We start from the raw sequence: 23,713 nt of genomic DNA, 5'->3' as shown, positions 1-23,713 counted from the left end.
TCGGGGACTAACGTTCCCGATTTTTTCCTTTTTTTATAGTTTTGTCTAATAAAGATATTTTGTAAATCATCTTCTCGCTGCAAATCTATTTTGATTTAGAGTGTCACTTTCGTAAATATTGTTATTCTGAATTAGTTCTTTAGAAATTAAACTTGCTGCATTCCTACTGTGCTCTACAGCAAATAAGTTTTCATTTTCTACTTGTCTATCTTTAACATAATTCCTATTCACATTTAACTTCAGTTGTAATTCCTTTTCTTCTTTATATTGAATGATTAGCGCATTTTTTGTTAGAGGCAACTCCTCAATCTGCGCTTCAATAATTGCAATCTTTTCCGCAGTCATTTCAGTCTGTATTTCTATCTCTGTCACATTTACTCCTTTTGAAGCAAGATTTGCAATGGTATTTTGAACTTCCGATTTTGCTAAATCAATCGATTTTTGATAGAACGGTAATTGGTTTTGCCAGTAATCAGAATTACTGTCTTCGGTGTTTGTCGCATAATCTTTAATTCTATCGTAAGAATTCTGTGCTTTCGCAACTTCACTCTGGACTTTTGTAAAATCTTCATATTTTCTTAAAACAAAAGCACTATCGGCAACAAATTTACTCTTCTCACTCTCTAATTTTCTTTTCAGCAATTCAATTTCAATTTTTGCTCTGGTTTCAGGATTTGTAATGATCGAAGTTTTTAGTTCATGTGTGCTTATATCAGAGATATCTAAAACGTTTGCACCCTTTTTCATTGCCTCTAAATATCTCGCTTGTTTTGCCTGTAATTTTTGCAACATAAAAACATCAATGCTATCATTCGTAAGCATAAAATTGATGCGCACATTTTCATTTTTGTTTCCCTGTCTCCACGCTCGACCTTCAACTTGTCGTAAAGATGTAAAATTGTAAGGCAATGTAAGCATATACACATCCGTCGTATTTTCCTGCAAATTCATTCCTTCTTGAATGGCTTCACTTCCAATTACAATTTTAATTTTGCCGGCATTAAAATCATCTTGAATTGCTACCCGTTGTTTTTTACTCGTTCCGCCAGTAATAATACCTACTTCATCGGGTTTATATCCGAGATCTTGTATTAGATATTCTTTCAATTTCGGAAATTGTGCCACAGCCAATTCAGAATATATGATCTGTCCAGAATTAGAGATATCTTCTTTATTTTGTCTGATCAGATTCATCATCTCAAATAATTTTGGTGAATTTTCTATAAATCCAGTTACAGTTGGTTCCTGACCATCATAATAAATTGATAAATAAGGTGAGAAAGCAATTAACCGAGCATTTAAAATGTGGGTTAAGATTGCCCCAGGCGTTTCTGAATCAAAATTATCGTTCAGTAATTCATATTGCTCTTTCGTCAAATCATTCTGTTCAATTTTATATTCTTTATTAATTTTATTAGGGCGGATTAATTCTAAATTATCCTCCTCGCCTTTGATATCTATAAATTCTGAAAGTAGTTGCTGAAATAATTGATTGTTTTTAAATCGTCTAACATTTGCCTTGAATTTAATATCTCCTTTTGCGTCAATTTCCATATCGTTGTCCGCCTCCATAAAAGTTTCAAAGAAATTATTTACATTGAAATAACCTGACTCTTCTAATCTTTTGTTGGCTATTAATGATAAAATTGAATAATATTCCAAAGGTTTATTAGTAAAAGGCGTTGCTGAAAGTAGAGTTACATTTCTGCCATTTTGCTTATCCTGAATATATTGGGCTGCCATCCAAGTATTAATACCAAGTTTTGAAGTTTGTTGATTTTGATTTCTAAAATCTGAAGAAAAACGTCTGTCTTCAATCTTCACCTTTCCAACAATATGATTGGCGTTATGAACTTCGTCGTAGGTTAAATGATCAAAACCAAAATCTTCCCAATCATAAATTTTTCCACGTTTCATCTTGCCTTCGATCTCTTTCTCTTTTTGTAACTCAATCTGTTCTTCTCTTTCTGTATTTGTAACGCCCTTCAATTCGCTTGCTGAAATGTATTTGAATTTTGAGGACAGTTCTTCGGTAATTTCATTTGAGAATCCAATGTTATTAAACCCAGCATAAGTTACTATGGTTATTTCTCCCTCTTTATTATCGAACTTCGAGAGATCATAATCAGTACCCAAATTACCCAGAACATTGACTTTAGCATCTGGAATTGTTTCAAAAATAGTTTCTACCCATTGTTTCAGAATACTGTCATTTGGAACTACAATTAATGGTTTTTTTGAGTTTCCACGTTGCATCGCTTCATGTAAAGAAAGTATGCCAGATAATGTTTTTCCGAACCCAACTTCATGCGCCAAAAGTCCAACACCTTTGGTCGTTTGTCTTCCTATTCCAGATTTTTGAACTTCTGTCAATCTTAATTCTGTTCCTTTAAAGTTTTGGTAGATCTTTGAAAATAAAGGAAATTTTGAATAATCAGGCACGTGAATGTGATTGTAATTTTTGTTGAATTCCTTTACAAATCGCTCTCTTAAATCATCAGATAATTCTTCTGAAATGAATTTTGAAAATAAATCTTTTGCTGCAACTTTTCTACGTTCTCTAATTAGTGCATTTCTCTCCTTATCACTACCAGTAACCGTTTCATTATCTACAAAACTTCTAACTTCCCAGGAAGAAGATCCTGCAAAAGCCTCGCTCGGAAGATTGTTTACAAAATCTTTAAATTTTTCGGCAAGATTGTACTCCACCACGACCATTTCAGTTTCGCGCTTTTCATGATTGTATTGTTCTTTCTCAATCTGACCTAAATTGAATTTATGAACAAACTCGTGATTAGGATTAATGGAAATTTCTTCTAATGTTTTCAGTTTAGGTAGTACATTTATTAAAAGTGCCTTTTGCTTCTCATAATGTTTCTTTTCCAAACCTCCGATTCCCCAATCTTCCTTAAAATCCTTTTCAAGTTGATCCAATTTCTCATAAATATTTCCTTCTGCGTAATAAAAATCATGGATATATTTTCCGTTCTGAAAGTTTGCAAACTCAAAATGTCTGGTGTGATTTTCAATTGTTCCATCATAGGAAGTAGCCTTAAATGCCGCAATTTGAACATCAGTTATATCAGAACTGTTTTGTAAAGACGCATCCACAATTTGATCATCTTTGGCAAATTGGTATTTTAGAATGCCTTTCTTTATTAATGGTTGCGACTGAATTTCATATTCAGAAATTTTGATTTTTTGCGACTGAAGTATTTTATCTGTTTTTGCTAATATCTCCTTTAATTTAACATCTGATATTCTTTCACCCTCTCCAGAAATTTGACCTTTTAAGTTTAAAAATTGATTTATTTGAGCAAGTACAGACGGTGACTTAAATTTTACAGTATTCAGATTGAATAGTACTTTCTCTAATTTTTCTAAAACTTCATCTTTGAGTTTTTCGTTTTCATTCTCTGTTTTATTTGAAATATTCAGCGGTATTTCTGGAACAAAATCTTCTGCTTCCTTCTTCTTTGCAGTAATATTTTCATTTATTTCTAAATCTTCAAAAAGATTTCCAATGCGGACGTTTTCTTTTTTTTTTCGCAGATTATTTAAAAGTCCTAATGCTTCGTCTAACTTACCATGAACATAGAATTCCAAACGCCCAAAGCGATTGGTTTTTTCTCTTATTTCACCTAAAATATTTTGTGGATTGTTTTCAAAATAATCAGAAATATTTTGATTGATAGACTGGCGGTCTTTTTTAAGAATTATAATGTCAGTTCCGATTTGCGTTCCTGCAAAAGCACCACTTGGCAAACGATAAGCATTCAATAATTCAGCATTGCTCAACTTTTTTTGTCGGTTTATCCAGCCAGAGGGAACAACCATTGCCAAGATTCCACCTTCTTTTAAAGAATCTACTCCACGCTTTACAAAATAATCCTCGTACTTTGATATTTTACTTTCTTCACCTAAACCTTTGTACAGGCCTCTATGCTCGCCATAAGGTGGATTACCAATTACCAGATCATACTTTTCAGAAAATTCAGTTACTTCTTTTTTAACGCCCTTTTCATCAATGAATTCTGTTTCGAAAGACCGAAGATTAATTTCTGCTTCCGGATGAAATATTTTTGCAATTTTGGCGGTAACCTCATTGATTTCAAATGCAGTAATATTCGTTTTTATTGCTAAACCTTCTGCTCCATTAATGAATTTGCCAGTACCAACACCTGGCTCCAAAACAGATATTTCCTTCCTATTTTTAAATTGATCTGAAATTAAATTTTGAACTGCATCTACAATTTTACTATCGGTATAATATTCATCGAGAATTCCACGACCTTCTTTGGCGGTACCACCACTTTGAAATTGATTGCAAATTTCTTTCAGATCATCTGTGATTAAAATATTTTCATTGATTAAAATCTTACCATTTTCAGAAACAAAACAAGCCACCGAAACTACTTCTGCGACTTGTTCATTGGTCAGTTTTTGACCCCTGTATTTTTGAATTAAAATTTCTAATTCAGACGGACTATTAAAAGTTTTTTCTAATTTTCCACCCAGTTTAGTTTCTCCGCTTTCATCTTTTGAAGCATTTTCTTGTTGTGAGTTTCTAATGGATTTTCCGATTCTTCTTCTTGGTAAATCGATTCGCTTTGATTCTGCAGATCCATTCCCAACATTTTCGCTGCCCAAACTTTGTCCGCTTTTGTTACTTGCCTCTTGTTCGGATTTGAGATTCTCGCCAGATTTTCTACTACCTGTTCTTGAGTGGATTTTGATGTTTTCATTTTCTTCGGAATTTTGTTCTACTAAATTAATATTTTTATTCTGAATTTTAAGTTTATTTTGCAAATACTCATTCAAATCATTATTTCCATTTTCTGAAATATGGTAAAGTGAACGAATGTCTTTCACATCTTTATCTGATAACGTGTTTAGAATTTTTTCTGTGGCTTGGTTTCCGGCTTTATCACCGTCCAGGCAAAGAAATATCTTGCCGTCATAATCTTGGTATCTATCTAAAAATTTTTCAAGATTTGTTGTGGAATTAAGTGTTACGAGCATTCTGCTGTTCTTTTGATTATTGATATGCAAAAGTTGCACAAAAGATAGCATATCCGTCATTCCTTCAAAAACTACTAATTCTTCTTTCGTTCCTTTTATCTCCGAAACATCGTTTTTGCCAATCTTCGATTTCATCAAAGAATTACGAATTTCAAAACCACCGGAAATATTTTCAGTTCCAATTCCAAAGTAATTTTTATCACCAATTTCATAGTGAACTTGAATTGTATGGTCTACCAAAGTCTGCTTTGAAATTCCCCTACCTTCAAAATAGGCGATCAATCTCTCATTGTTTGGAATAAATGAATTTGTAATGCGTATTTCTAGCGATTTGCTTTCATCTTTCAACAAATCTGTTTGCATATTTCTCCCATTAGTGTCGTACTGCATAAAGTTTTGATTAAAGTTTTTTACGAATTCCAGAGAATCTTTCCAATCTAATTTTTCAAAATTCATTACTGCTTTTAAAATCTGGCCGCCTTCATCTGTTTTAAAATCATAGTAGCCATTTGCTGAAACAGAAAATTTGTTATCATCTGTCAAAAAATAATATTCGTTCCCAATTTTGCGGTCAAATTTCACAACATTTCGATCCTGTAAATGCTGAAAATAACCAACCAAAGAAATATTGTTGGAAATTTGTTGAACTTCATCATCAGAATAGAAAAGAGATTTTTCTGCCATTACTTTTTCTTCTTTACAAAAGCATTAAAATCAAAAATTTCTTTGGCTTCATTGTCCCAATTTTTTCTTGTTATTAATTGAAGCGTAACAAAAACGTCTTTCTTTTTATTGTAAGAATCTATACGCTCTAATCTACCGCCATAATCTTCTTCTGCATGCTTATACAAGGAATAAGGTAGAATCGTATCTGTAGGATAAATGTAAAATCTAGAGTACGTCCAGGGCGAATTCACTTCAAATCTTTTATAACTTTTATTGAATAAAATAGTGTCCGACAAATTTTTTTTATTCTTATAATTAGGGATCCAGTCCTTTGAAAATATAGCGCCTTCAATCTTATTTTTAATTAAAAGCGGTTGTTGCTTTTTAGAAATTTCTGAAAGAATAGTATTGCCACTATTTTCAGTTCCAATTTTGTAATAAATTGAATCCTTTATGTAGAAAATATTTTCTGTTAACTCTGGAAAGTTCAAATCTGGAATCAGTTCCAAAATATTTGAACCTGAATAGTTGATTCTTGAAATATGAAAATTCTGAACTTTGTCTAAACCTTTAGAAGCATCTACATAAACATTGGAAATTAAATCGAGTCCGCCTTTTTCAGGTTTGATCTTTTCTTTACAGGAGTAGAGAACAAAAAAAGAAATTAACAACATTGTGATATTGAATCCGGCAGAAATTCGAAATGATTTTGATGATTTTTTAAACATATTTTTTTTGCTTTTAAAAGAAAAAAAACGGTTGATAATAATTTTGTCAACCGTTTGTAAAACTAATTTATACGGTTTTTATCTCTTAATACTTTGCTCTTTCACATTGCCTTTATCATGCTTATTATCATTTTCCAAACCTTCTAAAGGCTTATTTGTATTAATGCGATTCATCTCATTATCGTAAATACTCAAATTTTTATATTGCGGATTAAGCACTGCTTTGCCTTCTACAACATTATCGTCCAATTCAAATTTTACTTTTACCACATTACCTTTCTCCAAAGATTTTATAGTGCTTTCTTTGTATTCCGGCTTATCGAAAATCAGATTAGATTTCTCTACAATCTGATCAGTATCGACGCCATAATTTTTGTAGAAATTTTGAAAATTATAATTGCCATTTTCTGATTTCGGCTCTGCAAAATTTAGTTTTACAAAAGCCGGTTCCAACTGCTCTGTTTTTGGATTAGTAAATTCAATTTTTACCGATCTTCCTTCTAACAGATTTACCGCCTCCTTTGCTGTAAATGTATTCTCTCTATTCACCTTGAAATTCTGTGAGATTTCTTCACCCTTATCATTATTCAAAACTGCTTTGTAGGAATTTAGAAATACACCGCCACTTTCTGTTTTGTTGAATTTTAAAGTGAAGTCCACTTCATTTCCGAGTGATGCTTTGTCTGAACTGGTCTTAAGTTCAAATTGATTTTCCACCGAATCTATTCCTGCTTTTAAATCTTTGTGAAGTTTTTCACCTTCACCAAAACCTAAATATTTTAACTGGTTTTGTAAATAATCTACCTGGTCAAATTCTTTGTTTTCCATAATTTCTGATTTTAAATTGTTATTGTTAATTGTAATATGTGTTGCCGATTGTCTATTAGAAAGAACATCAATCGCGCTTTGCAAATCTTCTGGCGATGAAATAAAAAATTTCTTCATTCCCTTGCCTTCTATTAAAGTGTAAGTTTGATTTTCAGAAAATGAAATATTTCTTAAATTTTTTAAAACCTCGGGAATTGTTTTAATTGAAAATGATTTTGTTAAAGAGTCATCACTTGATAGTTCAGACAGTCTAAATTGATCCTCACTCAAGATCTTGTTTTGATTTTGGTTATAATAAAGTTGAAATTTCTTTTCTTGTGCAGTGAAAATTCGCTCGCCATCCTGAAAGTAAAATTCTGGACTCGTTTCTTTCATTTCTTTTACAAAACTTTTATAGGCTTCGCTTTTCTGGATCTTAATTTTATCAAGCCAGGAAAGTTTTATCTCTTCTGGTTTACTCGTATATTTTACTTCGGCTTCGTTTGTAGTACCCAACTTATTCGAAACACTATTTATTAAACCACTATCCGCAAAAGAATCATACATTTTTCTACCATTTTCGCTTTTAAATTTAAGCCCATCTAAAATCTCAATATTAGAAAATTGAAGTTTTTCATTATATTTATTCACTTCTTCCGGCGTGATGTTATTACCATAAAGAATGCATTTATTTCCCCCAAACTTTGCTACTTTACCTATGATAAAACCAACTTGATTTTCCGGAGGCATAATAAATTTCCCAACAATATTTAATTGATTATTGATGATCAACATTTCGGTTTTATCAGAGATTCCGAATTTTTGAGAAGTGATAAATTTGGCAATATCTGCCGAACTCGTTATTTTTTCTGGCTGATAATTTTCAACTAAAACCTGTTTACTAAATGAGTAGGGTTGAATTTCCTGAAGGGCATTTGGATTGGATTTCATTTCCATTTTATCTTCAAATATTTCATTAAAAACCACATACTTTCCACTTCTCAAATTAATTATGACACCATCGTTTACGATTATATCTGAATCATCCAATGCTGCTCTCAATTTTCTAATGCAATCAATATCTGCTTTGGAAACTTTTAAATTTCCACTCGGATGGTTATGGACTAAAGTAATTGAAGAAGGATTTACTTCCAGCACATTACCGATCATTAATCTGTTATCAACAAAGGCTGCATCAAATGTTCCAGTAGAAATATGCTGTACGAAATAACCTTTGTCTTTAAAATCGTAAACTAAAAATGCATGTTCAACGGCTTCATTTTCCAAAGATTTAAAAAGCCACGCTACATCATCTACACTTGTAATTTTTTCATTTCCGAATAACTGCAATGATTTATTTTCTGCAAACCTTCTTTCTATTAATGCAAAATCTGTGGATTGAAGAGAATTTTGCGGTTCCCGTAATAAATTGGATCCGGAACCAGTATCGCCGGCGTTAAAAAGTTTGAAGGGTAATTTTTCTCCCGAGGATGTTTTCGCATAATGCGTAGTTTCATCCTCCTCAAATGCAAAATTCGAATTTGCCGATAATTTCTTTTTCTCTGCTGTATTATCCGTGTGAATTTGTTGTTCATCTTGTCCTACATTTTTACTATATTTTTCATACAATTCTTGTCGCAGTTCATTAATTGGCACCACAGCATCATAATCAATCAGGTGAACTTTGCTTCCTTCCTCGAGCCTGACTTTGAGCGATTCACCATTTTTAAAATAGTTGAACCCCATTTTCATAAATTCAAGATTAGCAATTGCTTCATCTATGGATTCAAAATCCATTTTCTGAAAACCGGGTGATTCCTTATTTTCATTGTATTTTCCAACGTCTAAAGTGATTCTCATTTTAAATTAATTAACGTCTAAAACCTCTTGACTTTTCTCTATTTTCTTCTTCTTTCATTTCTTCTTCATGCTCCCGGTTTGCATCTTGAAACAAATCCGGATCGTTCACATTTAGTTCAATGTCTGATTTCTCCTGTTTCGGATTTGTTTGTGAGATTGAGTTTACCGCATTTATTTCTTTTGAAACTATATTTAAATCGTTAATAATTTCTTTTGCTATTTCAGGGTATTGATCAATTTTGTCCTGTAAAAAACCTTTCAATTTTAGAAGTTCTGTTTTGTAGCGATTTAATTCAGAAATATCTTTTTTATCGGCAATGATTGCAGTCAATTCCAGTGCGTTTTTTATTAGGTCAAACTCAATTACCTTATTCGTTTCCTTATCAAACACAAAGGCTTTCTTTTCAAAATTTAATTGGTTGTTGCCTTTAGACAGATCCTTTATTTCTGAATATTCTATCCTTTCCTTGCTTTCTGCCAAAATGCTAGTAATATTTTTATCCCTTTCCAGAAAAACCACATTCAATCGGCTGTTATTTTCGACGAGTTGAAAAGTCGCTCTGTTTTTTTCATTGTCTGCTACAATGGTATATCCCTGAAGGAATTTCTGAATATCTTCTGCGGAAAGTTTTTTTGAGAAGGAATTATCAGGTTCTACAATCCCGTATTTCTTTAGTTCGTCTGTAGGTAAATTGTTAGTTTGCATAATTTTGTGCTATTAGATTATTTGCTTTAATTAAATCGTACAGAAATCGTATTGGATTGATATAGTTGCCATTTTCAATCACAGAAAAATGTAAATGCGGACCAGTCGAGTTTCCAGAATTGCCGCTTTTTGCAATGATAAATCCTGCTTTTACGAATTCTCCTACCTTATAATATATTTCAGAAAGATGCAGATAGGCCGTTACAAAAGAATCCGAATGTTTAACTTTAATGTAATTTCCTCCACCTTTCGGATCCCAACCTGAAGCGGTTACTTTGCCGTCCATTACAGAATAAACCTTTTCGTAATTTGCTTTCAAATCGGCTCCATTATGTAACTTTCTTCCGCCAAAAATCGGATGAGTTCGGTTTCCATAAGACGATGTCACAGAAATTCCATTTTTTAATGGCATGTGAATTTTGGAAACTAAATTCTGCTCATTATCATCAATAAAACCAAAAGTCTTGACCGATTTTGAAATGTTTTTTACATTCGCATTTGTTTTTAGAATGAGTATTAAGGAATCTTCAATCCTTTTAAAATCAAATTTCTGATCTTTGATTTTTGATGAATTATTTTTCATCATTATTGATTTTAGAGAATCAATTTCTTTTTTTAATTCTACCTTTGATGTAGATTTAAATATATTCAAGAGACTGTTTTTCTTTCCCTCTTTAGTGATTTCTATAGTTTCTTTTTTTAAATCATTTAGATTTTCTGTTGCGGAAATATCCTTTTTACTAACAGTGCGCGTTAATGTGTTGAATTGCGCATTCATCATTTGGGTAAAAAGAAATGTTATTACAAGAATTGAAATTTTTAATTTCATATTTATCATTTTTATGCTTTTGCAGTTTCATTAACTATTAATTCTACTTCCATATTTATTTTTCGGAAGTTTGTCATTAAGACTTCTTCCTTTCTATTATTACCTTTCTTATCCAGAAATGAGTAATAGTCGGGCATCTTTACATAATTTTCTTCTTCTTTTTTGATAGCGCTCATATCAAGATTTATTTTTCCACTGATCGCAGAAGTTTTATATTCTTCGGTATTATTTTCTTCGCCCTGTGCAATCATTCCCACCATTTCTCCCGTTTTAAGCGCTGCTATTTTTCCTGCAGGAATCATAAAATCCATTTTTTCATTAATGCTCGTAGAAGTGCCGGTTTGAGATATAGATTGTGAGTAAGATTTTTGCTTGATTTTCCCAAACATTTTTTCCATCCAATCGAGTGTATTTTTATCTCTGGCGGAACCTGAAATTATATTTCCAACAATTGCTGAAATTGTATCTGCCACTTCTTTCTTGTAAAACTGTCGCAATTGTGGGATCTCCTGCAGACCTAAAAGCACAGCGATTTTATTACTTCTGGCCGTTGCTACAACATTGTCAATCTTATGGATATAAATGGTTGGAAACTCGTCCGCTATAATTCCACCCGGTAAATTACCTTTTGAATTGATCAGCCTCAATGTTCGGTTTAAAACCGAAGAATAAAGAGCGGAATTAATATCTTGTGTTCCCGGATCTGAAGCCAAAATGACAATTGAAGGATTTTCTTTATCCGTGATTTTTAATTCAACTTCATCGCCAGAAAAAACCCAAAAACTTTCTTTTGTTGCCAGTCTGGAAAGGAATATTTTTAAAGTTCCAACTTGTCCTTCTAACTGATCGAATGCTTTATTATCATAAGCAGTTTTAAATGGCGAAAGCAAAGAATATATTTCCTCATTTGAAAAAAGTGTATCAAAAATATCTTTATAACTCCTGTTCATGAAAGATAGAATATGCGGTAAATCTGAATATTTGCCATTCTCAAAGCGCGCAAAAAAATAAATACACGAAGAGAGAAAGTTGATAGCAGACTGTGTGAAAAATGCTTCCGATCCACCTCCCGAACTTGAACCTCCTTTTTGAAGCGAGGACACCATTGATTCTGCCATTTCCTGTGCTTCTGCCAATGTTTGGATATATTCTTTCTTAAATGGATTTACTCTTTTTGATTTTTCAACCTCATTTAAATTGATGACGTGGAAATCGTGATGATAGTCCGAATCTCTATTCTTTTTCAACAAATAATGGTAGTACGCGATCTTGGCTAAATCCGGAAACTTGAAATCGTAGATACAAAGACAAAAACCTTTATCAATCATCTGTCGGATCGCTGGATTAATGACGCCAAAAGATTTTCCCGAGCCTGGCGTTCCAATAACCATTGTTCCTCTAAATGGATTGATATTGATCCAACCTTTATTGGTTTTTTTATTAAACCTAAAGAGATATGGTATGTTTACTGAAGTATCCGTATTTACCAACTCCTGATTTTGCGCAAAACTTTCTTCTTCAATATTCCACCGATCCTTCCCCATTTTTTGCTGCATCAATTTTGAGATGTTATCTGCACCAACCTGCGCTATCAATGCTCCTAAAAATGATAGTAACGTGTAAATAATTTGGAAAAAATTTAAAGGTGGAATTATTTTCGGCAAACTATTATTGCCTGCTTCTGAAACAATTAGAAGGGAACCAAACATTAGGGCTAAACCAATAATTATTGGTAAAATGATCTGCTTTCCAATATTAAGATCAATTTTCTTTTTTGCTCTCGTTCCAATTGCAACCAATGCTATTAAAACTATCGTGCAAAACTTGGCATTTAAAGGTGGGTAAAATAAACCCATCTTTGAAAACTTTGTAAGCAAATCTGTTACAAATGGAATTTTAGCGGTTAGAAAAAACAATGATGCGCAGTCCAGTAAGACGATGAAATAAACCATCTTCTGGAAAAAACTGTAAATCTTAATTTGATTCTGTTGTTCTTGCATGTTTGCTTTATAAATTATTAGATTTCAGAAATTCTTTTTCTTTTTCTTTTTTGTCAATAGTATCACTACCATAAATTTCTTCCGCAATTTTTTTGTACCAGTCTTTTAAATATAATTCTCGAGCAAAATCATCCAAGACTTCCTTCCTCATTTTATTGGATAAAATCAGCAGATAAATACCCAATGAGATAAGTAATATAGATGCAAAAACTATTAAGATTAGATAAATATTAAATGTCATCATGATTAAAATGTATCTGCGTTCAAAATGTCAGAATACTTCACTTTCATTTCTATTGCTCTGCCAGACAGTTGTTCTTCCAGCAAACGAATCTTCATCACCTTACTATTTGGATAAGTGAATTTTTTGAACACATAAATATTGCGGTAATTCTTTTTGAATTCTTTTTGACGGTATAATTGATAGACAGGATCAAGTGCAATACTTTGATTGTTTGTTGCTTTGTATATTTTCTTGTCTTCCACAGAAAATTTTATTGCATCTATATCATATCCCAGATTGGTAGAATTTAAAAAAGTCATGTCTAAAAAGATGTAATCATTAACCACATAAACGTTGTTAATCTGCATCCTCAATTTAAAATTTTTCACTTCCCGAATCGGTTTACCTACTATTTTTTTTCGCAAAATATCCAGTGAAAACTTTTGCAATTCTGTACTTGAAAATGCCAATTTTGGATATTCAAGAGGTTGCATATCTTCCGGTTGAATTTGAATGTTTGTAACTGCTTTCCTCTCAAAATCCAGATAATTTACTTTATACTGCGCCATAAAAGATTGGCAAACGATTGTGATCACTCCTAAATTATTGATGTCAATATTTTTTTTAGTTGCAATCGAATCTATATCTGAAACATCAGTAATTTTGATTCTTGCAATATTTTCTGCAGGTAGATCTCCTGTTAAATTATTGGTGGACAAATCCACAAACTGAATTGGTTCCGGTGAAATAATATGCAGACTTATTCCTTTTGAAATTTCCAGATTGGTAAGATCTGTAACCCTTTTTTCTGCTATTTCAGTTTGGGCAAAAATGGTTGCTGTTGAAAGAAAAAACAGACCGCAAATGAGGTTTTTTATTGAATTTTTAATCATCGTTATTTTTTTTAAGTTCTTTGTCGTTAATTAGATAGATGTAAGAGTTGTATTTAAGTTTTGCTTTATTTTGCCGGATCATATTTGAAATCGTTTTTGAGGTGGAACTGAATAAACTAGAAAATAGACTCGTGAAAAAACTTTCTCCACCACTATCCATTTGAGTTCCCTGCACAGAATTACTGCCCATTTCTCGAAGCATTTCCCGGAAGTCACTTTGCGGAACATAAAGACCCTGCATTCCATCCATATCAAAAACAGAAAGATTTACCGGTAAAATGTTTCCGTCATTCAAAATTGAAATCACATTTAGATTTACCCGTTGCATAGAAAAGCCAGAAATCTGTCCATACAGTATTGTTCCTTTATTAATTTTATGTTTTCCAACATTTATTTCTTCAAGTAATCTGAATCGAATTCTACTTCCCAGATAACCTTTGGTATTTTCATCTATGACGGCTTTAATAAAATTGTCACCGTTTTTTTTTGCGATTGAGTTAAAACTTGGATTAAGTGAAGATTTATCTACCCTCAATGTTGAATTAAGAAATGCAGTCATTTTTTCTTTATTTCTTTTCAACTTATTCTCCGCGGCAAGGGCTAATTGATATTCCGGATCTTTTGCTTTTTCTAATGAATCCATCATCAACATTTGCTTTTTTAGCATTTTTACAGGATCATTTTCAGCCTCGTTTCTTGGTGATTTTGAAGCATTATTAATAGATGAACTATTATTTCCATAATCATTTCCATTACTCTGATTATTCAGCATTCGCATCATTTCCGCAGAACGCTGAAAGTCTTTTTCATCAGAATTATTTTGGGACTTTTGTTTGTAATAGGATTCGTTTCCACCATTACCATTTGCGCCACTATTCAGACTTCTTACAATTTTTAATGAATCTATATATCGCTTCTGCTTATAGTCCAGATTATCAGAATAATTTTGCAAACTATCCTCGTCTTTGTCCATGCCGTCAAGCATCGATCTTCCGTCACCTCTTTCGAATAGATCATCATAAGCCGCATTTTTCGACAAAATGGAATCTTGAGTTTCACCTAAATTCAATGAGAGATCCTGGGAAGTTTCTGCCGTCGGTTTGTCTTTAGCCATGTATTTTGTAGTTTGAAAACCAAGAAATAATATAACTGGCAAAAGAATCAGTGGGAAAATATATTTAGGCTGTTTAAAATTAATTTTCTTAATGTCCATTTTTTAAATTTTGATATTGGTTGAACAAATATTCTATTCGAAGGCTGTCATTTTTTGAAAGTGGGCCGCTTTCTCTTCTCTTTTTCAATGATTGCAGTTCCTTAACGATTACATCTATTTTTTGATCGCTTTTATTCATATCCGCTTTTATCTGATCACTTTCAGAATACATTGTTGGGATTTTATTACCTATCGAAAGTTTAGGTGTGAAAAAGTGATATTGAATAAAAATCAACCCAAAAGAAATTACCAGTGTAACCATTACGTATCGGTATACTTTCTTTGGATGTTGATATATCCACGCTTTTAGCCGAAGAAGATTTTTCTTCGTTACATTATATTTTGTTGTAAACATTAGTAATTTGATTTTGCTTTGTTGGACAACTCGCTGTTATCTAAAATCCTCCAATTTCTTAATAACACACCATGTGGATTATTCGGACTTCTGACCATATCCTCAAAATTCCCTTCGGTAATCAGTTTCCGAATGATTAAACTATTTTTCCGATTGATCATTTGAGTGCCGTAGTAAATGAATTTTTTACCTGGCAGATCCATTTTTATGGAATCAGCACGAACAGTAACAAGTGAGTTTCCGGAGATTATTTGATTGTAAAAACCTTTCTCCCTTAAATTGGTATATTCCTTCTTTCCACTATCATCAATCAAATACAAAGATTTTTCAACATTTTCTTTAATGTACCTGTCGTCCGGTGCAAGTGTGAAAAATAACCTGTGAAATAATTCGACTTGAGATTTGTATTCTACGGGACGATTTAAAAGTTCGTCGGTTTGCTTGACCAAAATCGGCACGCCATTATCAATAACATAAAGAGATTTTCTTGAATCCTTAATTAATTGGTAGGCGAAAACAAATCCCACAATTACGATTACGACCGCAAATAGAATTGAGGCTATCGAAACCGCTTTATTTATTTTGATTTTTTGTTCTATGTTTTTTACTAGCATTTTAAATTGATTTTTTATTTGAAATGAAACCTTTTATAAAATTTTAGATCTATTTTTTATTCATTTTATTAACTGATTTTGCAATTTCTCTGGCGGCAGTTATGGCACCTGCGGCTCCACCTGCGGCCGCTGCTGTCGCTGCTCGTCCAACACTTGCAACTGTACCTCCTGCTGCTTTTCCTTTACTCATAATTCCTGCGCCACCTGCAGAAACAATAGAATCTGCGATAGATGGAACCATTAAAATTCCAATTCCTGTAACTATGTATGCAACTGCCGGAAATAATGCGGTGTACATCATTCCACTATTTTGAACATAAACCCGAAGTGTATTCATATCTGCAACTCCACCTGAATCAATAATTAGAGCGTATCTATCCAGTTCCATTTGATATCCAGACATGATCAACTGCTGTCCGATATTGATGATTGTATAAGTGATAAATGTGTATAAATTGATATTGATAAATTTTGTCACCCAATTACTAAATGAATTTTCAAATCCTGGTATTAAGGAAATTCCAATAGCGATCGGACCCAAAATAATAAGGACGTAATTCCAAATTTTTTGAATAAAAAAGATTAAATAAGTACAAACCCGAAGAATAGTTAGTGACACGGCTTCAATAATTTCAGATAATGTTTTCTGGATTTTAAATTCCATTTTCATGTACCACTCTTTTGCAGGTGCAAGAAGTTTATCAACGTCGATATCATACCAACTGTCATCTGCTTTTCCTTCTAATTTGTCTAAAGTTTCCTGTTTTGCTTCCTCTTCTGCTTGTGTTTTAATTAAAATTTCCAAAATTTGATTTTGCTTTTTAAACCGCTCTACCCGCAAATCATTTGCATCCTTTTCAATATCCTGAAATAGTGCAATGCCTGGTTCAGCAAGTGATTGTAGTGGATATTGGATCATGCTTGTAAATGCGCCCCAATACATTAAAATAAATGCAATGATTGTTGGACGAATCATAGGTGTTACCTCCCAAGGTCTTGCGCCTTCCTGCATTTGCCAGCCGAGATAACCCATGTAACATAAAGCGCCAAAACCACCAATTGCCTGTCCCAGCATCACGGCTCCTGCCGATTGTGCTGCCATTGTGGTATCCAATTTTGTAAATGCTTCCATAAACCATTTTTCAAAAGCGCCGTCGCCTTTTAAAAATTGTAAAAGTTTATTATAACTTGCAGTGTCACCCGTTTGTCCGAAAACAATGGTTGGTACCAGGAAGATTAAAAGACAAAGAGTAAGAGTTAAATATTTGTTCATTTTTTAAAATTTATTATGATATTCCATCATGACTTTACGCGCGAGAGTGATATCTTTAATTTGCCAGTTTCTTTCAATTCTTGTTCTAGATTTTGTCAGTAGTTTTTTATATTCCAGATAGAGTGTATTCTTATTATCAAAGGCTCTTAATTGATTTTTAAAATTCCTCCAACCTATTAGAGTTTCATGATACATTAGAAAGCGCTTTCCGCGGGGCATATCCAAAGTGCGTGAATTTTTGTATTTATCTTTCAGCAATGCCAACTCTTTTTCAAGGTGTGCGATTCCACCATTTGCCAACATATTTTGATAGGTCTTATCATCTTTCAATTGCCACTGAATATAATTTTGCGGATTTATTGGAAATGAATTTAAAGGGGTCAACATTCGGTTGTAATATAAAAGCCAGAGAGGATCTGCGGAAACAGTTGCAGAACTCCAATGTGCTAAATCCTGTACATTCCGGGTATAAAGTGTATCAACCTGAATTTTTATTTTTTCCGCTTCCTTCCTTTGAAATTCCAGTTCAACAAGTCTTTGCACTTCAAGACCGTTTGGCTTTAACGGACGAATATCTGCACCGTCTTTGTAATCTCTATTTTTAGCAGGAGATAGCCAACCCCAAACCGTTGCGTAGGCGAAATTGGTTTGAATGCCAAGCGTGTATTTTGGGTAAGGACGAAAATCTCCCCAGGATTCAAATACCATTCTTTTGTTATGTGCAACAATCGAGGGATCATTTAATCTTTTGACCTGTCCAAAACTAAAACTGGCGAAAAAGAAGGCTGGAATAAATATCAACTGGTTTAATAAATTTCTTTTCATAATTTTTTTAATTAAAAATGAAATTGTAATTCGTCATTATGTTTTTCACTATCGCTCGATCAAGATTTACATAAGTATTTATGGTTGGGATCTGATAGATGTAAGGTGTTTTTCTGGCATTTTTCAATCTGATCTTTATACAGATTAAATAGCCATTTACCATTTGTGCTTTCGTGGAAAGATTTTGAATCAAAACTTGCCTGTCATAAGGATCCATTAAAAAATCATTCTCTTCATGCAGAATATCATTTGTTAATTCTGATTGCATCTTCAACAATTCTTGTGTTGCACCGATATAAAATCTATTGAGAAGAATTGCATACTCTGGATGTTGGGCTGTAAGCGATAACACATCATTTGCGTTAATACCGATTTGAACAAAAGTCTTTGATAAATAATAAAGTTGTTTTCCCTGTTTAATGGCTGAATTTATATTAGTGAGTTTGTCGTAGATATATTCTTGAATTGCTACTACCTGCGCTATTTTCTGTTTAATTTCGTCGTAGGTTTTCTTCTGCTTTTCATAAGAATTTAAGTAAGATTCATTACTGGCCAACCGCACCGCTTGATTTTTGGTCAACTGCATCAGTAGTTTGTCATTGTAAACAACAGTCTGTGCATTCAATTTTAGAAAAGTTGTGCAGACAGCGATCGAAAAAAATAAAATATTTCTCATAAAATTGATTTAAAAATGATTGATAATCTGTTCTACGATCTGCTTATCTTTATTGATGTAATTGAGGATTACAAACTTGGTCCATTCTACCTTCTTCTTGATATCTCTAACTTTCATCAACATGAATAAGGAATCTCTCCTTAAATTTGTGACTTCTCCTAATGCGTATTCCAGTAATATTTTCCTTTCTGCTTTCTCCATTTGATTGATAGCGCCATAGGAAATCACGATTCCCGAAAGTAATCTGACTACCATTTGCATATCATCCACAAATTTTATTTCTGCAGGTAACACGACCGCCAAAGAGTAAGGCGCAGTCTGGATTTCAGTAATAATCTTCGTCTGGATATCCTGAATTTTCTGACTTTCCAAATAAATAGCATAGCCTGTCGGAATGGCTTGCATTGCAAAATCAACCAATCGTAATCTCTCCTGAATTTTCGTCGTTGTTTCCTTAAATTTCTCCCACTGTTTTTTATTTACTACTTCAGTCGTTAAATTAATGTCCTGTTTGCTTTTCATTGTTTTCTGACGATCATTTTCTTCCATAGTGTGGCGGATTTCCTGATTCATCATTGGAAAAGAGACGTTTTCTTTTTGCCACGGCGGTGTTGAATTACCTCCGGAAGAAATTAAAACCACATAAACTGCAGGCAGAATAATTAGAAGAATAAGTTTCCTTTTCATAGAAGATATTTTAAGTCTAAAATCTATTTTTGTATGTCCACATGATATTTTCTACAATGCTCATATCTGTATTGATATACCCTTGGAACGGATTAATCGACTGGAACCAACCCAACCTGATTGCTCTTTCAATATTTAATTTTGTGGCAAGCAACCAAATTTTCAACATCGTCACATTTTGAGAAACTGAAAAAAGTAGTTTATACCGATCTCCGGCAGTTGCAAGATTTAATTCACCCGGTTTCAATAGATCCGTAACGTCTGTGCTTAATTTTATCACTTGCTCATAGGCTTTTTGCGTTGCCTTTACGCCGAAAACCGAATACTGTGGTTTGTTACTTGTTAATATTAAGATGTCGTTAGAATATTGAAGACACCGGTCTAATTCATTATAAATGCTCACAACTTGAACTCCGTTCTTTAAAGTCCCGGATACTTCATTCAGACCTTTCAATACTTTATTTTGAATATTATTCGCCACCGCCATTTGTGTGCTTACCCAGGTTTGAGCCTGCTGTAATTTCGTCTGTTGCTCAATAGTTTTTTCCTGTTGATTTTCCAGATTGTCAGAGTATAACTTGAGAGCAAGTGTGGTAGTAACATCGATATATGTATTTTGCGCAAAGGCAAAACTTCCCGCCATTAGCAATAATGAAATACTAAACTTTTTCATATTCAAATTTTTTGGATTCAACGAGTTCTTTTAGATTCATTTGCCTGTCAGCCAATTCCTGATCAATAATTTTTAAAATATTTTGATCGTTGTATTGCGCCTGCAATTGTTTGTAATATTCTATCACATCTTGATCTAATGGCTGCCTGTAAAGGTTAACCAGACCAACCATATTCTCCATTTTATCATCAAGGATTGTAAAATCTTTTACGAATAATTGAAGCGCTTTATCATAATTTTCACAATGGTCTGCGTAATATTCAATGGCAATTTTTTCGGGCTTTTCAGTGGTGTAGGTTAGGTATTGTTCGAGTGAAACTTCATTTCCATAGACTTCTCCTTTGGATCCGCGCTTGATATAAAATTCTTTAAATCTGCTTCTCCCGAATTTATTATTCAGGTTATTAATTGTAAAAATCTTATTCTGCTCGACTTTATTAAGTGAAAGAAGTGAAGCGATTTTGTCAAAATTATCCTTGAATTTTGTCTGATCAAGTAAAATGAACGTGTCCGAATTATTGATGATAGAATCTTTTACCACAGTGTTTCCAATGATATCATCCAACTCTTGCGTAACAACCACGGCTTCTCCCCAGAATTTCCTTACCGTTTTATAGAGATAAAGAATATATCCACCCATTAGTTTTGAAGCAATTGCTTTCCAGGCTTCTTCAATAATTAAGGCTTTCCTTCTGTCTTTCCGTAATCGCATTTTTTGAATGAAAGTGTCCATGATAATAAGTGTCACGATTGGAAATAACTTCGGATTGTCTTTAACATTGTCAATCTCGAAAACAATGAAAGGCTCATCAAATAAAGTATTGTCGGCGTTTTCGTTTAAGGTTGTCCCATATCTTCCTCCTTTGTAAAAATCTTTTAAAACAAAAAGAAACGTACGCAGTTTGAATTCACTCTCATCAATTTTATGCTTTTTATTATTCAAATAAATCGGTAAAAACTGATCGCAGTAATCATAGAAACTATTGAAAGACAATTCCGGAACAAACAGTTTTTCCTCTAATTCAGTGATTCTTTTTATCAGCGCATTTCTAATTGCATGCTGCCATTCATCACTATTTTCAGGACGTTTGACAATGTTTTTTGTTTTTGTTATAATGAGTTGAGTTTCATCATAAATCTTCCTTCTCTCTGCATCATTTAAAGTTTCATAGGCTTCAAAAACTCTATAAAATTTGGATGCATCGTAATCTGGATTATTTATATTTTTATCGGGATGATGTAATGAAATCAACTTTCTTCCCTGATCTCTGATGTCGCTTGCCGTAGCATTAAAAGCAATCTCTAAAACATCATAATAATTCTGATTTTCTTTTAAATCCTGTTCGTATTCTGCCTGAATATCTTCTTCGTGAATATTGTATTTTCTTAAATACTGAAACAATTCTTCTGAAGTTTTGTTCTCAAACCAATCAGTTCCTCCATTGAAAAACTGGTGGTAATAAGACATCAAAACATTATCTAAAATGGATTTTTGTGTAGAACTCATCGTAGAATCTGCACCTTGCCAAATGAGAAAAATGAGATTGGTTAAAAATTCAATCTTTTCTATATTAAATTCATTCTTATCCATTAGAAATGGATTCATCGTAATCGGCTTTTCTTCCGTGTACTGGATATACCTTCCACCTTTATACGCGCAAAGTCCGGAATAGGAATCACCCGTATCTACAATAATTACATCATAATTATAGGTCAGATATTGCTCCACGATATTATTCATCAAGAAAGATTTACCAGAACCGGACGGACCAAGTACAAACTTATTTCTGTTATTTATTCTGCCGGTTTTCATTGGTAAATCTGAAGGATCTATCTTTAATGGAACGCCCTGTCGATCGGTAAACCGCAGGTAGAAATTAGAATCTTCGTTCACGGGATAACTTTCTTTAAAAAAAAAACACAAGGCCGCTTCGCTTGTCGTTGTAAAAAGATCGTATGTTTTCAATTCCACCGCATTGCCCGGAATGCAACATCGAAATAGTTCCAACTGGTTATAGGAATTTTGCGAAACTATTATCCCCTTCATGAACAATTTGTTTTCAATCAAAGATTGGGTTTCTTCCATTTTTTCCAAAGAATCTGTAGAATAGCACATCGAAAAATGAGCATCAACGATAAGTTGGCCGTCCATTGCGATATTATGCAGCAGGTCATCAATTTCTTCTGCTACAATGGCGTTGGAAGGAGAATTATTTGCAACACCTTCATGTTTCTTTTTCTTCTTTTCCAGTTCCCTCTGTTTGGAAGATTGCTGTGGAATGGAGATAATTTGATTGTAGATAATGGTTTTATAATCATCCAATTCATTGATAAAGGAAAAATTATCGACCGCTGTTTCAGACGCAGATCCATTACCACCTAAAAAGGAATAAGTTTCAATTTCAGAAGGAAGTTCTATTCTTTCAACATCTACAAAACTGATTGTTTTTACGAACTTATCTCCAATAATCAAATGCTCACTGGTGGCTTTGATATTGTTAAATGAAGGCGTTTTGGAAAAGTTCATTGAGAGAACTCCATTGATGTAATACTCTAAATCTTTCTCCTTTAAAAAATGAGGATTACATTCATTTTGAGAGAGAAGCATGAATATTTTCAAACATTTATCGCGCAAAACTTTGTAAGATTTCGCAGAATATTTGTAGGTATTTTTCTTATTGTTCTGATCTACAATATCAGTGAAAAGTAAAAGTGTATCTATTGTTTTAAATAATCTTCCGTCAAAATGTTCCGAATATTTATGTTGCAAAAATTCTGTCGATTTTTCAGCAACATAAGTTTGTTTACTGAAAATATCAATCTTCTGTACAATATGATTTTCGCCAATAATCGCAACAACCTGATTCAAAATAGTATGAAATTGCAGATAGGCATCTGGATCCGCAGAATATTGCTCCACATTATTTTTGATCTGTATTCCAATTATTGGATTTCCAAACTGACCGATAAGCGCATCAAAATTCCATTTGTTATCTTTCCCGTAATCGTAACCGATAAAAGGAATTTCAAATGTCTTTTTCTTTAAGTTCATATTTTATTTTTTAGATAAAAGTTTTGCATTTTTGAATCTGGCAGGCATAATGTGCAGTTCATTTTCGTTTTTAGTCTTGTTGTAAAGTCCTTTAGAATCCTGTGTTTTATAACTTGAAAAAACTCCGGTTCCACCGATTGCCGCTCCGATGATCATTCCAAATAGTCCGAATAGTGACGAAAGTATTGCTATAAGAACAAGTCCTCCAACGGCTGACCCCATTGCATAGTAGATGTATTTATCTTTGAGTCCGAAGAAAATAAGGGGTTTTTTAAGCCCCTTATAAAGAAAGTAGCCCACTAGAAAATGGCAGCGATGAAAGTCGGAACTAGCAAAAGGAAGATACAGGCACCACCCCAACCAACAATCTCTTTGTTGATGTCCTGGTCACCGTTTGTCCATTTGTTGTAAATCCTGATTCCACCCACAGTTCCTACAATAGCACCAATTGCGTAAATCAGTAATCCAAGATCATTGATATATCCTGAAATGGTTGTTGCGGCTGCGCCTAACGCCGCACTACCTCCTGATTGCGCAAATGTTGAACTAACTGAAAACAGTACAATAAAGGCTGTTAAACTTTTTTTCATCATGTTGTGTTTTTTTGAATT

Annotated in this window: 19 protein-coding genes; all 19 read right to left on the bottom strand. The window is 33.1% G+C overall.

Annotation, left to right across the window (positions count from 1 at the left end; translation table 11 throughout):
- Nucleotides 1-66: 66 nt before the first annotated feature.
- Nucleotides 67-5,706 carry a toprim domain-containing protein gene (locus C4S29_RS06980; RefSeq protein WP_233740502.1) on the bottom strand — a complete coding sequence of 1,880 codons (5,640 nt, stop codon included), beginning with the start codon at nucleotides 5,704-5,706 and terminating at the stop codon, nucleotides 67-69.
- Entirely contained in the window at nucleotides 5,706-6,416 is a 711-nt protein-coding gene (locus C4S29_RS06975) for a hypothetical protein (protein WP_394338662.1), read from the bottom strand. The genes C4S29_RS06980 and C4S29_RS06975 overlap by 1 nt, the downstream gene beginning before the upstream one ends.
- A gap of 78 nt (nucleotides 6,417-6,494) precedes the next feature.
- A complete protein-coding gene (locus C4S29_RS06970; protein WP_103913410.1) occupies nucleotides 6,495-9,083 on the bottom strand; it encodes a JAB domain-containing protein in 2,589 nt (862 codons plus the stop codon).
- Between the two features lie 10 nt (nucleotides 9,084-9,093).
- Complete coding sequence (locus C4S29_RS06965; RefSeq protein WP_103913409.1) at nucleotides 9,094-9,789, bottom strand: hypothetical protein; 696 nt, start codon at nucleotides 9,787-9,789, stop codon at nucleotides 9,094-9,096.
- Complete coding sequence (locus C4S29_RS06960; RefSeq protein ID WP_233740501.1) at nucleotides 9,779-10,618, bottom strand: M23 family metallopeptidase; 840 nt, start codon at nucleotides 10,616-10,618, stop codon at nucleotides 9,779-9,781. The genes C4S29_RS06965 and C4S29_RS06960 overlap by 11 nt, the downstream gene beginning before the upstream one ends.
- An 11-nt stretch (nucleotides 10,619-10,629) precedes the next feature.
- Nucleotides 10,630-12,618: a type IV secretion system DNA-binding domain-containing protein gene (locus C4S29_RS06955; RefSeq protein ID WP_103913407.1), complete on the bottom strand. Its 1,989-nt coding sequence runs from the start codon at nucleotides 12,616-12,618 to the stop codon at nucleotides 10,630-10,632.
- Between the two features lie 7 nt (nucleotides 12,619-12,625).
- The gene (locus C4S29_RS14730) at nucleotides 12,626-12,769 is read right to left on the bottom strand and encodes a hypothetical protein (RefSeq protein WP_159969833.1); all 144 of its coding nucleotides are present in this window, start codon (nucleotides 12,767-12,769) and stop codon (nucleotides 12,626-12,628) included.
- Nucleotides 12,770-12,864: 95 nt separating this feature from the next.
- On the bottom strand, nucleotides 12,865-13,734 hold the full coding sequence (gene traN, locus C4S29_RS06945; protein ID WP_103913405.1) for a conjugative transposon protein TraN: 870 nt from the start codon (nucleotides 13,732-13,734) through the stop codon (nucleotides 12,865-12,867).
- The gene (gene traM / locus C4S29_RS06940; RefSeq protein WP_317045072.1) at nucleotides 13,727-14,947 is read right to left on the bottom strand and encodes a conjugative transposon protein TraM; all 1,221 of its coding nucleotides are present in this window, start codon (nucleotides 14,945-14,947) and stop codon (nucleotides 13,727-13,729) included. The genes traN and traM overlap by 8 nt, the downstream gene beginning before the upstream one ends.
- A complete protein-coding gene (locus C4S29_RS06935; protein WP_103913404.1) occupies nucleotides 14,937-15,302 on the bottom strand; it encodes a hypothetical protein in 366 nt (121 codons plus the stop codon). The genes traM and C4S29_RS06935 overlap by 11 nt, the downstream gene beginning before the upstream one ends.
- The gene (traK, locus tag C4S29_RS06930) at nucleotides 15,302-15,916 is read right to left on the bottom strand and encodes a conjugative transposon protein TraK (RefSeq protein ID WP_103913403.1); all 615 of its coding nucleotides are present in this window, start codon (nucleotides 15,914-15,916) and stop codon (nucleotides 15,302-15,304) included. Before traK ends, C4S29_RS06935 begins: the two co-directional genes overlap by 1 nt.
- Before the next feature lie 49 nt (nucleotides 15,917-15,965).
- Nucleotides 15,966-17,189 carry a hypothetical protein gene (locus C4S29_RS06925; RefSeq protein WP_103913402.1) on the bottom strand — a complete coding sequence of 408 codons (1,224 nt, stop codon included), beginning with the start codon at nucleotides 17,187-17,189 and terminating at the stop codon, nucleotides 15,966-15,968.
- Nucleotides 17,190-17,192: 3 nt separating this feature from the next.
- Nucleotides 17,193-18,014 (bottom strand): hypothetical protein, encoded by an 822-nt coding sequence (locus tag C4S29_RS06920; RefSeq protein WP_185116950.1) that lies wholly within the window; start codon nucleotides 18,012-18,014, stop codon nucleotides 17,193-17,195.
- A gap of 7 nt (nucleotides 18,015-18,021) precedes the next feature.
- Nucleotides 18,022-18,639 carry a hypothetical protein gene (locus C4S29_RS06915; RefSeq protein ID WP_233740500.1) on the bottom strand — a complete coding sequence of 206 codons (618 nt, stop codon included), beginning with the start codon at nucleotides 18,637-18,639 and terminating at the stop codon, nucleotides 18,022-18,024.
- A gap of 60 nt (nucleotides 18,640-18,699) precedes the next feature.
- Nucleotides 18,700-19,377, bottom strand: coding sequence for a hypothetical protein (locus C4S29_RS06910; protein WP_103913400.1), 678 nt, complete (start codon nucleotides 19,375-19,377; stop codon nucleotides 18,700-18,702).
- Nucleotides 19,378-19,393: 16 nt separating this feature from the next.
- Nucleotides 19,394-20,050, bottom strand: coding sequence for a hypothetical protein (locus C4S29_RS06905; RefSeq protein ID WP_103913399.1), 657 nt, complete (start codon nucleotides 20,048-20,050; stop codon nucleotides 19,394-19,396).
- Nucleotides 20,037-23,102: a TraG family conjugative transposon ATPase gene (locus tag C4S29_RS06900; protein WP_103913398.1), complete on the bottom strand. Its 3,066-nt coding sequence runs from the start codon at nucleotides 23,100-23,102 to the stop codon at nucleotides 20,037-20,039. The genes C4S29_RS06905 and C4S29_RS06900 overlap by 14 nt, the downstream gene beginning before the upstream one ends.
- A gap of 3 nt (nucleotides 23,103-23,105) precedes the next feature.
- Entirely contained in the window at nucleotides 23,106-23,324 is a 219-nt protein-coding gene (locus C4S29_RS06895) for a hypothetical protein (protein ID WP_317045071.1), read from the bottom strand.
- Nucleotides 23,325-23,401: 77 nt separating this feature from the next.
- Entirely contained in the window at nucleotides 23,402-23,695 is a 294-nt protein-coding gene (locus C4S29_RS06890) for a DUF4134 domain-containing protein (RefSeq protein WP_317045070.1), read from the bottom strand.
- Between the last annotated feature and the right edge of the window lie 18 nt (nucleotides 23,696-23,713).

It is taken from the genome of Halpernia humi (genome assembly GCF_900108025.1).
Lineage (GTDB): Bacteria > Bacteroidota > Bacteroidia > Flavobacteriales > Weeksellaceae > Halpernia > Halpernia humi.
Note: the sequence above shows the minus strand (reverse complement) of the source record. Positions and strands in the feature narration are given on the sequence as shown.